Raw genomic sequence first — 13,209 nt, 5'->3', positions numbered from 1 at the left:
TGCGTCCTTCAGGCGGTGAATTATCCCGGCCGTATCGAACTAAGGATTTTTAATGAGTGTACTTCCGGTATTTGTCATGTTTGGGCTCTCTTTTCCGCCCATTTTCATCGAACTCATCGTTTCGCTCATGCTGTTCTGGATAGTGAAACGCGTGCTGACGCCCAGCGGTATCTACGATCTTGTCTGGCATCCGGCACTCTTCAATACAGCCCTTTACTGCTGTGTATTTTATCTGGTATCCCGTTTATTTGTTTGAGGTTTACGTGAACACGCTTATAAGAAAAATCGCGCGTTACGCGATCACCATCCTGCTGGTCATCATCGCCGTCATTATCATATTCCGTGCCTGGGTGTTCTATACCGAATCCCCCTGGACACGCGATGCAAGGTTTGCGGCCGATGTGGTCGCGATTTCACCTGATGTCACCGGGTTAATTACCGAGGTTCCCGTTCACGACAACCAACGGGTTAAAAAAGGTGACACGCTGTTTGTGGTCGATCGTCCACGGTACCAAAAAGCGTTAGATGAAGCGCAGGCTGATGTGGAATATTACCAGGCACTGGTTAATGAAAAACGCCGTGAGGCCGGACGTCGAAACCGACTCGGAACCTCTGCGATGTCACGCGAAGCCATTGAGCAGTCCAACAACGATCTGCAAACCAGTGAACATCAACTGGCAAAATCTGTCGCTACCCGCGATCTGGCTAAGATCGACCTGGAACGAACCACGATCACCGCGCCGTCAGATGGATGGGTGACGAACCTGAACGTCTACCAGGGCGAATTCATTACGCGGGGAGCGGTTGCCGTGGCGCTGGTACAGCAGCGCTCATTTTACGTGCTGGCTTATCTCGAAGAGACCAAGCTGCATGGTGTGCGCCCCGGCTTTCGGGCCGAGATCACGCCATTGGGCAGCAATGTGACGCTGCGCGGTACGGTTGACAGCATCGCGGCAGGCGTGACCAACAGCAGCAGCAGCGTTGACAGTAAAGGAATGGCAACGGTCCAGTCTAACCTGGAGTGGGTACGCCTGGCGCAGCGCGTACCGGTTCGCATCCGTCTTGACCAGGACCCCGGCAATCACTATCCGGCCGGAACGACAGCGACCGTGGTCATCACTGGCACAGAGGATCGTCAGCATACTGATACATCGCCCATCATGTCCTTCTTTAACCGTCTGCGTGAGTTTGGTTAAGAGGACGCTATGACTGAGTTCCTGCGGTTCCCGATAAAGCTGACTTTTGCGCTGGTTGCGGCGCTGATGATCGGCTTTCATCTTAACCTTGAAACCCCCCGCTGGGCCGTCATGACGGCGGGCATTGTGGCAGGCGGGACGGCGTTTGCGGCAGGCGGCGATCCCTATTCGGGCGCATTACGCTATCGCGGTATTCTTCGTATCATCGGAACATTTATTGGCTGTGTCGCCGCGCTGGTCATCATGATTGCGACCGTACGCGCACCGGTAGTCATGCTGCTGTTGTGTTGTATTTGGGCGGGTTTCTGCGTATGGCTGTCTTCGCTGATCAAGGTTGAAAACTCCTATGCGCTCGGACTGGCTGGTTACACCGCGTTAATTATTGTCGTGACGGCGAATGCCAGTGGTGGGCTGACGCTGGTCCCGCAATATGCCGTGGAACGCTGTAGCGAGATCATTTTAGGGATCCTGTGCGCCATTCTGGCCGATATGATTTTCTCGCCACGTTCGATTAAAAAAGTGATTGATGCTGAAGTTGACTCGCTGCTGGTGGCGCATTACAGGTTGCTGCAGCTGTGCGTGGCGCATGAGGACAAAGAAGAAGTCGATAAAGCCTGGGGGGCTTTGGTACGGCGTACCACGGCGCTCAGCAGTATGCGTAGCCAGTTGATGATGGAGTCTTCGCGCTGGCAGAATACCAGTCGACGGCTGCAAATGCTGAACACTCTGTCACTGACGATGATTACCCAGGCGGCTGAAACCTTTTTAATTCAAAACTCACGGCCTGACTACATTGCAACGCAGTATCGTGTGTTAATGGAGAAAGAGGCAGCGACGGCAGAAGACGTACACAAGCGTATGAAAGCGCTGCGACGGTTAATTGCCGTCAGCAGTAAAACGGACCCCGAGACGCTGGAAAGCTGGGTTGAGGCAGCAACGGAATATCAGCTGCTGACGCATGGCATCAAAAGTAACGGCCGTATCACAGCGCTGGAGGAGGGGATTCTTCAGCGCGAGGTCGTGATTCAGGCGCGTTCTGCTGAAAACCACCATGCGATGATTAACGGTGTTCGCACCTTTGTAGCGACTGCGCTCGGTTCGCTGTTCTGGCTCTATACCGGCTGGACATCAGGTAGCGGCTGTATGGTCATGTTGGGCGTGATTACGGCACTGGCGATGCGCATGCCCAATCCGCTCATGATGGCTAAAGACTTTGTTTACGGTATGACGGTGGCGGTCCCGCTGGGCGCACTCTATTTCATGTATATTTTGCCCAACACCCAACAAAGTGCCGTGCTGCTGTGCATTGCCATTGGCCTGTTAGGGTTTATTTCCGGCATTTTAATTCAGCGCAGGCAGATTGGTACGCTGGGAGCCATGGTCGGCACAATCAACGTGCTTGTGCTGGATAATCCGATGCAGTTCAACTTTACGCAGTTTATCGACAATGCGCTGGGACAGTGGATCGGCAGCTTCGTTGCGTTGATGGTCATCCTGTTGATTCGGGATAAGTCCAAAGCGCGCACGGGCCGTAAATTGCTCAACCGCTTCATGTATGCGGCGGTCTCGGCGATGACCACTAACCAGGCTCGCCGTCGTGAAAACCATCTTCCGGCACTCTATCAGCAGCTCTTTTTACTGCTTAACCTGTTCCCGGGTGACATCGACAAATATCGCATTGCCCTGACCTTAATTATTGGTCATCAGCGATTACGTGCTGCCGATGTGCCGGTTAATGCCGATCTGTCTGCGTATCATCGCCAACTGCGCCACACGGCGGATCGGATCATCTCGGTACGCAGTGACGAAAAGCGCCGTTATTATTTCGAACGGTTACTCAAAGAGCTGGATGTCTATCAGCACAAGCTGGCGCACTATGACGCCCCAACCAGCGTGACCGAGCCGGTAACGCGACTGGCTGAGATGCTGAAAAAATATCAAAATACGCTCGTCCAAATCTGAATTATGGCCGCGGCAAGCGCTGGCGGCCATGATGATCCCCCGTGTTACCTGACCTGTCATTTTTGCCATCTATACTTTCCTGACAGATGACAAACCGACAGGAGCACCTAATGCATTCTTCACTGCACGACAGCGAACTGTTCCAGACAGGCTATCTGGTAAACGGGCAATGGCTGCGTACCACGTCTACCTTTGACGTGACGAATCCTGCCACGGGCGAGGTCGTCGCTCAGGTGGCAAAAGCAGGAAAAACGGAAACGGAAGCTGCAATAAAGGCTGCCCAGGATGCTTTCCCAGCGTGGCGAGCACAGACCGCCAAGGGGCGTTCAGAACTGCTGTACCGCTGGTATAGGTTAATCATTGAACACAAACGCTGGCTGGCTGAGCTAATGACAACGGAGCAAGGTAAGCCGCTCAAGGAAGCAGAAGGCGAAGTGGAATATGCCGCCAGCTTTATTCAATGGTTCGCCGAGCAGGCTAAACGGGCTAACGGTGAAATCATCCCTCCTGCTAAAGCGGGATCGCGCATTCTGGCAACCCGTGAGCCGGTCGGCGTCGTCGCCGCTATCACGCCCTGGAATTTCCCTATGGCGATGCTGACACGTAAGTTAGGCCCGGCGCTGGCAGCGGGATGTACAGGCATTATTAAACCCGCGAATAACACACCGCTTTCCGCATTTGCCTTACTGGCGCTGGCAAAAAAAGCCGGCATCCCTGATGGCGTGCTTAACGGTGTAGCAGGCGACACGCATGCCATTAGCGATGCCATTATGGCCAGCAAAGCCGTACGTAAAATTTCCTTTACCGGTTCCACGGCAGTGGGGAAAACGCTAATGCGTAACGCTGCTGAAACCATGAAAAAGGTTTCGATGGAACTGGGCGGTAATGCGCCCTATATCGTCTTTGAAGATGCGGATATCGATGCAGCCGTGCAGGGAGCCATCGCCAATAAATTCCGCAATGCCGGTCAGGTTTGTGTCAGCGTTAACCGCTTTTTCATTCACAGTGCAGTTTACGAACGTTTTACGACCCAACTGGCCGCTGAAGTGGATAAGCTTAGCGTCGGAAACGGCATGGATAATGGCGTGGTCGTCGGCCCGTTAATCGAATCATCCGCATTAGAAAAAGTCGAAGAGCATGTCAAAGATGCCATTGCTCAGGGCGGAAAAGTGCTGACGGGTGGTCAGCGGCACGCGCTGGGCGGAAATTTTTGGCAGCCAACGGTCATTGTTGAGGCACATGAAGGCATGAAACTGGCTCAGGAAGAAACGTTTGGGCCGGTGGCAGCCTGTTTCCGCTTTGATGACGAAGAAGAGGTTATCCGTCGTGCCAACCAGACGGAATACGGGCTGGCGGCGTATTTTTATACGCAAAACCTGCAGCGGGTATTCCGGGTCTCTGCCGCGCTCGAAAGTGGAATGATTGGCATCAATGAGTGTGCGGTCTCGACAGAGTTGGCCCCCTTTGGCGGCGTGAAAGAGTCTGGTCTGGGACGTGAAGGATCGGTACTGGGGATGGATGAGTACCTGGAGGTCAAAGCGCTGCACCTCGGCGGGTTAAGTTAGATGAACATCCGGGCGGCGCAGGGCCGCCCAGAACCGGATAACGGGAGTCGCCAGTATGAGAGTCGAGCGTTTTGATTTTAATGAGATTGTCGATCAGGCCCATTTTTTACGGCAATTTTGCGAACGCTTTGCTTTAAAGGCGTACGCCATCTGTGATTTGGATGGATTGTGGGACATCATTGTCTGCAAAGGTTTACCTCTCCCCCTGAAAATAGAGTTTGTGAATTTAGGACAAGGGCAGAAGCGGCGATATGGAGCCTTAATTCTGCTGTTCGACGAGGCGGAAGAGGAGCTGGAAGGACAACTGCAATTTAACGTAATAGAGCGTTAACAGCGTTGAAGACCGACTAACGTGTATTATCGGGTCGCCCACGTGCGAGAAATTCCTCGAGAGCTCTCGCAACGTCACCGTTTGCTGACGCTGAGCATTTTCAGGTCGTGCTAACCTGCCACCTCATCATCAGGACAGGTTACATGAAAAGTAAAAATGGCACGCCCACGCCCCATGATGCGACATTCCGTCAATTTTTGTCCCAGCCCACCATTGCCCGTGATTTTATGGCATTGCATCTTCCGGCAGAGTTTCTCGCGCTGTGCGATCTGGATACGTTAAAACTGGAATCTGGCGCTTTTGTGGAAGAGGACTTACGGCAATATTTTAGCGATATACTGTACAGTCTAAAAACCACAAGCCGCGATGATGGCTATATCCATGTGTTGATTGAACATCAGTCATCACCTGACAGGCATATGGCATTCAGACTGATGCGTTATGCCATTGCGGCAATGCAGCGGCACCTGGATGCCGGGCACAAAAAACTCCCGTTAGTCATTCCGATTTTATTCTACAGTGGCAAACGCAGTCCCTATCCCTATAGTACCCGCTGGCTGGACGAATTTTCGATTCCCGCCTTCGCCAGTCGGCTCTACAGCAACGCTTTTCCGCTAGTGGACGTGACGGTGATTCCTGATGAGGAGATTGTCGGCCACCGCAGCATGGCTGCATTAACACTGCTGCAAAAGCATATTCATCAAAGAGATTTAGCAGAACTCATCGATAAGCTGGCCCCTGTCACACTGGCGGGTTATCTCTCTTCATCACAGGTTATATCGTTGGTAAACTATCTTTTACAGGCGGGCGAAACCGCGGACGCTGACCTTTTCGTCAGAACGCTGGCGCAGCGGGTGCCGCAACATGAGGATGCATTGATGACCATCGCACAACAGCTTGAGCAGAAAGGCATTGAAAAGGGGATGGAAAAGGGCCTGGAAGAGGGCCTTCAGCTTGGTGAACAACGTGGCCTGGTGAAAGGCCGCAGTGAGGGAGAACGGTCGGCTGCACTAAAAATCGCGCGAACAATGCTGCAAAACGGTTTGCCTCCCAGCCTTGTCGCAGAGATGACCGGACTGTCAGACGATGATTTGGCGCAGATTGCCCATTGATATATTGCGCCTTAGGTCTGTGATTTACGGTACTGTTGACAGCGTATTAATCCCCCGCGTAAGCCAGACTTCTTCTGCTCATGTCGTTTTATGTCGCTGAATCCCGTCGATTAACATTGGCGGATGAAGGCTGCCTTTGCTTACCCCCTGTCACAGTTCACTCACCGCGCGTTTCAGGCAAAAAAAAGCCCCGGCGAGCGGGGCTAAAGGGTTCGTCATACGTCAGACGAGGAACTATTTATACAGCTGCGCGGTGATGTGGTAGCTGTCACCTGTATTAGCCTCAATAATTTTATAGGCACTTGCGCCTTGTTCATCCGCTTTCTGGGACAGCTGGGCGCGATAGTCGATAGGTGAACCCGCAACGCCACTGATGCTTACGGTTCCTGCAGGTTGCAGATTCTGCGTTTGATCGGCCGTGACGAGCTGCGCTGCTGAAGCGCCAAAAGCGATCACGGAGAGCAGACTCATCGTTGCGATGGTTGATTTGATGTTCATGATTTATTCCTCATAGCAATCAACAACCTGCGGAATGGCATACATAGAGCGGGTCATCGATTTTGTCAGGGCGGCAACATTGCCGCAGATGAATTATTTATACAGTTCGGCGGTGACGTGGAAGGTATCGTCACGGTTGTTCTCAATCACGCGGTAATGGCCTGCACCTTGTGCATCCGCTTTCTCAGACAGTACCTGGCGGATGTTGGTCTGGTCGCCATTGATACCGCTTACGCTAATTGTTTGGTTTAGCGGCTGCAGATTCATGTCTTGCGCCTGCTGATTTGTGACCATGCTAGCGGCATTGGCACCAAAAGAGAGCAGTGAGGCCACGCCCAGCGCGGCAATCGTTAATTGGATTTTCATCATTCATTCTCCGGTAAGGATGTTTAACCAGCGGTCGCATTGGGACCGCTGGTTACCTGTCAGGTCCTGCGAGTTTATTTGTACAGCTCAGCCGTCGCGTGGTAGTTGCCGTCGTTATAGGCCTCAATAACACGGAAAGCTTTCGCGCCTTGTTGATCGGCTTTATCGCTCAGTTGCTGTCTGATATCGGATGGCGCGCCGGCCACACCGCTCACGCTTACCGTGCCAACAGGCTGCAGATTTTGTGCTTGTGAAGCAGAAATATAATCTGCTGCAGAAGCGCCGAATGACAGGGCAGATAAAATGCTCAAGGCAGCGATGGTAGATTTAGTTTTCATAAAAGATGTCCTCGTCCTGGTTGTTCTTCTTTTTTATTAGTGTGATTCACATCACGAAACTAAGTATAGGACTAATAACGGCAGAAATTAATACCTGCCTAATAATGTTTTGTTGATGCAATTTAACCATTTGGGATTTTTTAATAACTAAAAGTTATTAAAAATGGCTAAAATGCCACTACAGATGGGTAATTACGCATAAAAACAGTAAGATACGTTACTTTAACTTTTAGTGCGAAAAATCATGGTTGATCTGGCTGCTTATCTGTTTTGGTCTGGGTGATGACGCCAGTATTTGAATGTAAAGCAGTGTAAAATAGCGCGTAATGTTAAAGGTGGCAAAGGGTATGACCAATATTTTATGCGCTGAAAACGACGCGGTTAAAGAGTAATGCCTTGAAAAGTAACGTATCGGCTGAAAGAGAGCTGACAGAAGGAAGAGGGGGATAACGGGCAGAATAAACCGGCGATGTGCTGCCGGTTAGCGGGAACGACTATAGCTCTTGTTCAAACAGGACGAGGATAGCATCGTGAAGTTGTTTGACGGTAAAGGCGCGTGCCGGCGTGATAAAAATGGTGTCATCACCCGCAATCGTCCCCAGAATCCCCTCAGATTTACCCAGAGAATCCAGCAGGCGAGCGATCAGCTGCGCTGCGCCAGGGCTGGTATGGATCACGACCAGCGCATCATTGTAGTCAATATCCAGAACCAGATTCTTCAATGGACTGGTTGTTGTCGGCACGCCCAGCTCGGCAGGCAAACAGTACACCATCTCCATTTTGGCATTGCGGGTCCGCACCGCGCCAAACTTTGTCAGCATCCGGGAAACTTTGGACTGGTTGATGTTCTCAAAGCCGTCTTCCTGAAGCGCCTGAACAATTTCGCCCTGAGAACTGAATTTTTCTTCTTTTAATAAAGCCTTGAAGGCTTTGATCAGATCGTCTTGTTTCGATGGGTTTCGCATAATTTACCAGTAAATGTAAGAAAAACCGCGGAACAGACCGCAGCAAAGTCATTATTATGCATATAAATGAATTTTTATGCAATTGGTTGTTAATTGAACGGGGCGGTATCCATGGCGGGCGGCGATAATAGCAAAGAATTTACTCAGACCAAAACCCAGCTCACAGCCTGGAAAGGCAAAGGTTGCAAAGCTGTTATATTATTGATGAGGTAAGAAAATAAAAATTTACACTGCCGTTCTCTGTCTGCCGACGTCAAGGTTGTCGATTTCAGGTGATACCGGCCAACTCCCGCGCAACAGTTGGAGAGAAATCCCGTCACCGTCGTCGGCGCTTACCTGAGGTAGCCCTGACACGGCAAACAGGTTAGCTCGTTGTCTGCAACGCAGGATGAGGACGATATAGCGATGATAAGTAAGTTTTAAAATCCCGAGACTGCGGGCATTAGCGCGTAAAATAGTCTCGGATACCCGTCATCACCTGAGCAGTTGATTAAGGTCTGACACAGATGGAATTTCGGCTCTTCTCTGCCCCACCTTAATAAGGAGTTATGAATGAAAGTTGCCGTACTCGGTGCCGCTGGTGGCATAGGCCAGGCGCTAGCACTTCTACTCAAAACCCAGCTTCCCGCAGGTTCAGAACTTTCTCTCTACGACATCGCGCCCGTCACGCCTGGCGTCGCGGTCGATCTCAGCCACATTCCTACCGCAGTTAACGTTAAGGGTTTTAGTGGGGAAGATGCCACCCCGGCTTTAAAAGGTGCGGATGTCGTGCTCATCTCTGCTGGGGTAGCGCGTAAGCCTGGTATGGATCGGGCCGATTTGTTTAACGTCAATGCCGGCATCGTGCGTAATTTGATTGAGCAGGTTGCTACGACAGCGCCGAAAGCGTTAATTGGGGTGATCACCAATCCGGTTAACACGACGGTGGCGATTGCGGCCGAGGTCCTGAAGAAACACGGTGTTTATGACAAGAATCGACTGTTTGGCGTGACAACGCTGGACATTATTCGCGCCAATACCTTTGTCGCTGAGCTGAAAGGCAAACAGCCTGGCGAGGTGAACGTGCCCGTGGTGGGGGGACACTCAGGCGTCACTATTCTGCCATTACTGTCCCAGGTTGCGGGCGTCAGCTTTAGCGATCAGGAAGTGGCTGACCTCACCAAACGTATTCAAAACGCCGGTACAGAAGTGGTGGAAGCGAAAGCCGGTGGGGGGTCAGCAACGTTATCCATGGGGCAGGCCGCCGCCCGTTTCGGTTTATCGCTGGTACGTGCCTTAAACGGCGAAGCGAACGTTGTGGAGTGTGCCTACGTGGAAGGCGATGGCGAGCATGCCCGCTTCTTCTCTCAGCCCCTGCTGTTAGGTAAAAACGGCGTGGCGGAGCGTAAGCCTGTTGGTGCCCTTAGCCCGTTCGAACAGCAGGCGCTGGATGGCATGCTGGAAACACTGAAAAAAGATATCGCGCAGGGCGAAGCTTTTGTGAAGCAATAACCCCCGCAGCCCGAACAGGAAAGCGCCCGGTCAGACCGGGCGTTTTTTTATAATCCGCCTGATTTAAAAGTCCGCGTCGTCGACGCACCATTTCCGGCAGGCGTTTTTCTGCTTAAGGTTTCTACCCGCATCTGGAAGGGTGGGAAAGGCATTTCGATACCATGTTCTGCAAAGCCGTGCAGAATAAGCTGATGCAGTTCATGGCGAAGCGGCATGCGATGGCCCATTTCAGCGGCGTGTACGCGTAGCTCAAATAACTGTATTCCCTGCTGCAGGTCAACCAGAAACACTTCCGGCGGCGGTGTATCCAGAACGTAGCTACAACGTTCTGCAGCCAGCTTCAGCAACGTGGTGACCTCCTCGCTGCTTACCTGTGCGGGAGCGGGTATGGTCAGCACGACGCGCGTGACGGAGTCCGACAGCGACCAGTTAACAAACTGTTCTGTAATAAAGGCCTTATTAGGCACGATGATCTCTTTGCGATCCCAGTCTGTAATTGTCGTGGCGCGGGTATTGATGCGCGTAATGCTGCCGGTCAGATCGCGAATAGTAACGGTATCGCCAATACGAATGGGTTTTTCAAACAAAATAATCAGGCCGGAGATAAAGTTCGCAAAAATCTCCTGCAGGCCAAATCCCAACCCAACGCCCAGGCCGGTCACCAGCCATTGCAGCTTGGACCATTCAATCCCAATCAATGAGAAGCCGAGCAAGCCACCAATTAGCAGCAGCAAATACTTGGTCAGCGTGGTAATGGCATAGCCGGTGCCTGGCGACAAATCAAGATGCTGCAGCAGGGCCAGCTCAAGGAGGGCCGGCATATTGCGCACCAGCTGCGTCGTAATCACGAACACCAGGATGGCGATCAGAACGGCGCCCAGCGTAATGGGTTGAATACTCTCCACGCCCTGAACGGAGGTGTTGACATCCCATAAACGAATATTCTCAAGGAAACCAAACGCAGAGTGGATTTCCGACCACAGGACAATGACTGACACCAGCGCAATCAGCGTCAGGATTGACCTGACCAGGCGCAGTGACTGAGCACTGATGGCGTCCAAATCAATCACGGGCTCTTCTATTTCAATAACGTCAGTATTTTGCGCCTGATCTTTTTCTTCTTCGTTGCGCGCGCGATTGGCCAGCATATCGGCCCGGCGCTGGCGTGCGCGATCGAACCCCAGCCTGCGTCGTTGAATCAGCATCCAGCGGCGAATGATATGGTAAATAACCAGCAGGAAAAACCAGATTGCCACCGAGGTTTCCAGACGTGCCAGCAGCGCCTGCGCTGTTTCAAGGTAACCAATCATGGAGGCCAGCGCGGCCAGCAATGGAATGGCGATCATAATATTCCACAGCAGGCGGTTAATCATGTTTTCGCCGTTGCCCTCTTTATCAAGATAAAGAGGGATCCCTGCACGTTTTAGACTTACCGTAACAAGACTCAGGGCGCCACAGATCAAAATAAAACACAGTCGGCCCAGGGTGGCAGAGAAAAGACGATCGTCAAGGTTATCAAAGGTGATCAGCAGCATAATCAGCGGCACGATCAGGCCAATACTCAACGAGTAGTAACGCATGGCACGCGCAACGCGTACCTGCGGCCAGCGGAAATGCACAATGAACAAACCGTTGGCGCGGGCAAACTGGGCGCTGACCATGAATATCCACAGCAGAGGCAGCGTCGCCGTAATGCCATCGCCGATAGCAACGGCTACCGGATACGGCCAGGCGTTTTGCAGCCCGTATCCCAGGGTTGCCCAAAGCACAGGAAGCGGAAGCGCGACCAGAATTGACCAGAAAACAGTGCGGATGGTCAGGCGGAAGCGATCCTGGGTGACCTTACCAACCTTACTGGCTGAGCGTTCCAAAAAAGCGTTGAAGTGACGGCGTGTACTCAGGCTAAAACCGACCAGCAACACGGCACCCAAAATGGGCAGGACGGTGCTGCGGCTGGTAAACATCATTGCCAGAGCTTTGCCAAGCTGCCCAAGCGTATCCAGCGTAAGCAGGTGCGACAGGCCTTTAGCCACGTCCAGAGGATAGCTCAATGAAATGGGGCTGACATCTGCTGTCCAGAACAGATAGCGGTGCGTGGCGTCTTTGACTTCGGTTAACGCATCCTGAAGCTGCGTATTGGCGACCTTGAGTTTAGTGATTTCCAGAATCAGCGTATCGCAGCCGGATATCAGGGAGTTCAGCAATTCTCGCTGCGTTTTTAACTGTGCATCCAGAATGCGCTTTTGGTCGCTGGTAAAAGGCTGCCCGTCCGCCTGATGTGCTTTGCGAAGCGCATTCTGTCGTTCCAGAAGATCTTCATAATGCAGGCGCTGAACGCGCAGCTGTGCCATTTCATTATCGATTTGCTGAGATTTCGGCATATCGGGTAAACGCGCCACCTGTGCCCGAAGCGCATCGCCGAGCAGGTTAGAGGCACCCAGCCACTGGGATTGTTCCCGCAACGTTGCCAGCGCCTGACGGACCTGAATAATTTGATTGGTGGCGAGGCGCTGTTGCGATGCCACCAGATCCATGCGCTGTGCCTGCTGATTCAGCGCACCGGACAAATCGCGGTTAACCCGAAACTGCTCACTGATCTCGGGCGGTAAATCACCACTGTTTTCCGCCAGCTGTTCCGTACGCGCCAGCGCCGTTTCGGCCTCGCGCTGACGTTGTTCATTCAGTTGATTACGTAAAGCCTGCAGATAATTATCAAGCTGGGTCACTTTGCGCTGATGCACCTCGGCGCGCATGCGAGCCAGCTCCTGGCGATTGTTGGCCGACAACTGCGCCAGCTCATACTCATCGACTTTGGCTTTATTGGCGGCATTTTCTGCCTGGCGAGCCACCAGTTGGGCCTGACCTACTGGAGTGGCAGCGCTGCCGGCACTCTGTAAGCGCCGTTCGCTCTCGGTCAGTGCCCGGCGCGCTTCCGTTTGCTGCTGTGGCAACTGCGACAGGGAATCACTGATCTCTCTGGCACGGTCCTGCTCCTGCTGGGCCTGGCGTCCTTCTTCAATCAGCTGACTGCTGATTTGCAGAATCTCTTGTTCCAGCTCTGCGCTGCTCATCGTGCTGCGCACGGTTTTAGCGTTGTCGTTAAGCGTGGCGATTTGCTGCCTTAACTCGCGGGCAAGGCGCGGAAAATCGTCAATAACCTGTTGATACTGTTGTGCGCGTTCGAGGGCATCATCGCGTTCAGAGAGCGAGGCCAGTGCGGCTTCCAGTGACTGAATTTGTTCAGTTTGCGAGGGGGCATTTTTAGTGGCTTTGACCTCTTCCAGCTGCTGTTTGAGCTGGCTGGCATCAGGCAGGCTGGCGGCTAGCGTAGAAGAGCTGAGCCAGAGGCTCAGCAGCAGACAAAAGATCGAACGCACGAACATAG

The 13,209-nt window shown here is 52.5% G+C and carries 12 protein-coding genes; 7 read left to right on the top strand and 5 right to left on the bottom strand.

All coding sequences use genetic code 11. The features are described from left to right. The first annotated feature begins 52 nt into the window (after positions 1-52). From aaeX to EL29_RS16025, 6 genes are all read left to right on the top strand, one after another. On the top strand, positions 53-256 hold the full coding sequence (aaeX, locus tag EL29_RS16050) for a p-hydroxybenzoic acid efflux pump operon protein AaeX (protein ID WP_013027425.1): 204 nt from the start codon (positions 53-55) through the stop codon (positions 254-256). Positions 257-263: 7 nt separating this feature from the next. After that, positions 264-1,196, top strand: a complete 933-nt coding sequence (gene aaeA, locus EL29_RS16045; RefSeq protein ID WP_015699409.1) for a p-hydroxybenzoic acid efflux pump subunit AaeA — start codon at positions 264-266, stop codon at positions 1,194-1,196. Between the two features lie 9 nt (positions 1,197-1,205). Continuing rightward, positions 1,206-3,158, top strand: a complete 1,953-nt coding sequence (gene aaeB, locus EL29_RS16040) for a p-hydroxybenzoic acid efflux pump subunit AaeB (protein ID WP_028715856.1) — start codon at positions 1,206-1,208, stop codon at positions 3,156-3,158. A 110-nt stretch (positions 3,159-3,268) separates the two neighbouring features. Next, a complete protein-coding gene (locus EL29_RS16035; RefSeq protein WP_014604890.1) occupies positions 3,269-4,723 on the top strand; it encodes an NAD-dependent succinate-semialdehyde dehydrogenase in 1,455 nt (484 codons plus the stop codon). 55 nt (positions 4,724-4,778) lie between these two features. Next, entirely contained in the window at positions 4,779-5,054 is a 276-nt protein-coding gene (locus tag EL29_RS16030) for a barstar family protein (protein ID WP_014604891.1), read from the top strand. A 143-nt stretch (positions 5,055-5,197) separates the two neighbouring features. Beyond that, positions 5,198-6,166, top strand: a complete 969-nt coding sequence (locus EL29_RS16025) for an Rpn family recombination-promoting nuclease/putative transposase (RefSeq protein WP_014594729.1) — start codon at positions 5,198-5,200, stop codon at positions 6,164-6,166. Positions 6,167-6,400: 234 nt separating this feature from the next. Here the strand turns inward: EL29_RS16025 and yhcN (EL29_RS16020) are convergent, their stop codons facing one another. From yhcN (EL29_RS16020) to argR, 4 genes are all read right to left on the bottom strand, one after another. Further along, positions 6,401-6,664, bottom strand: coding sequence for a peroxide/acid stress response protein YhcN (gene yhcN / locus EL29_RS16020; protein ID WP_013027419.1), 264 nt, complete (start codon positions 6,662-6,664; stop codon positions 6,401-6,403). Between the two features lie 93 nt (positions 6,665-6,757). Beyond that, positions 6,758-7,030: a YdgH/BhsA/McbA-like domain containing protein gene (locus EL29_RS16015; protein WP_015699414.1), complete on the bottom strand. Its 273-nt coding sequence runs from the start codon at positions 7,028-7,030 to the stop codon at positions 6,758-6,760. Positions 7,031-7,104: 74 nt separating this feature from the next. Next, positions 7,105-7,368 (bottom strand): peroxide/acid stress response protein YhcN, encoded by a 264-nt coding sequence (yhcN, locus tag EL29_RS16010; protein WP_013027417.1) that lies wholly within the window; start codon positions 7,366-7,368, stop codon positions 7,105-7,107. 494 nt (positions 7,369-7,862) lie between these two features. After that, on the bottom strand, positions 7,863-8,333 hold the full coding sequence (gene argR / locus EL29_RS16005; protein WP_013027416.1) for a transcriptional regulator ArgR: 471 nt from the start codon (positions 8,331-8,333) through the stop codon (positions 7,863-7,865). A gap of 552 nt (positions 8,334-8,885) precedes the next feature. On the opposite strand from argR, the gene mdh reads away from it, so the two are divergent. Next, positions 8,886-9,824, top strand: a complete 939-nt coding sequence (gene mdh / locus EL29_RS16000; RefSeq protein ID WP_014594728.1) for a malate dehydrogenase — start codon at positions 8,886-8,888, stop codon at positions 9,822-9,824. Between the two features lie 47 nt (positions 9,825-9,871). Here mdh and mscM read toward each other — a convergent pair whose 3' ends face one another. Continuing rightward, positions 9,872-13,207, bottom strand: coding sequence for a miniconductance mechanosensitive channel MscM (gene mscM / locus EL29_RS15995; protein WP_013027414.1), 3,336 nt, complete (start codon positions 13,205-13,207; stop codon positions 9,872-9,874). Positions 13,208-13,209: the final 2 nt, after the last annotated feature.

Origin of the sequence: Pantoea ananatis LMG 2665 (assembly GCF_000710035.2) — a bacterium.
GTDB lineage: Bacteria > Pseudomonadota > Gammaproteobacteria > Enterobacterales > Enterobacteriaceae > Pantoea > Pantoea ananatis.
Note: the sequence above shows the minus strand (reverse complement) of the source record. Positions and strands in the feature narration are given on the sequence as shown.

Bases quoted from the DNA above. Each gene is read 5' to 3' on its own strand.
- aaeX (WP_013027425.1), top strand. From the start codon at position 53: ATGAGTGTACTTCCGGTATTTGTCATGTTTGGGCTCTCTTTTCCGCCC.
- aaeB (WP_028715856.1), top strand. From the start codon at position 1,206: ATGACTGAGTTCCTGCGGTTCCCGATAAAGCTGACTTTTGCGCTGGTT.
- EL29_RS16035 (WP_014604890.1), top strand. From the start codon at position 3,269: ATGCATTCTTCACTGCACGACAGCGAACTGTTCCAGACAGGCTATCTG.
- EL29_RS16030 (WP_014604891.1), top strand. From the start codon at position 4,779: ATGAGAGTCGAGCGTTTTGATTTTAATGAGATTGTCGATCAGGCCCAT.
- EL29_RS16025 (WP_014594729.1), top strand. From the start codon at position 5,198: ATGAAAAGTAAAAATGGCACGCCCACGCCCCATGATGCGACATTCCGT.
- yhcN (WP_013027419.1), bottom strand. From the start codon at position 6,664: ATGAACATCAAATCAACCATCGCAACGATGAGTCTGCTCTCCGTGATC.
- EL29_RS16015 (WP_015699414.1), bottom strand. From the start codon at position 7,030: ATGAAAATCCAATTAACGATTGCCGCGCTGGGCGTGGCCTCACTGCTC.
- yhcN (WP_013027417.1), bottom strand. From the start codon at position 7,368: ATGAAAACTAAATCTACCATCGCTGCCTTGAGCATTTTATCTGCCCTG.
- argR (WP_013027416.1), bottom strand. From the start codon at position 8,333: ATGCGAAACCCATCGAAACAAGACGATCTGATCAAAGCCTTCAAGGCT.
- mdh (WP_014594728.1), top strand. From the start codon at position 8,886: ATGAAAGTTGCCGTACTCGGTGCCGCTGGTGGCATAGGCCAGGCGCTA.
- mscM (WP_013027414.1), bottom strand. From the start codon at position 13,207: ATGTTCGTGCGTTCGATCTTTTGTCTGCTGCTGAGCCTCTGGCTCAGC.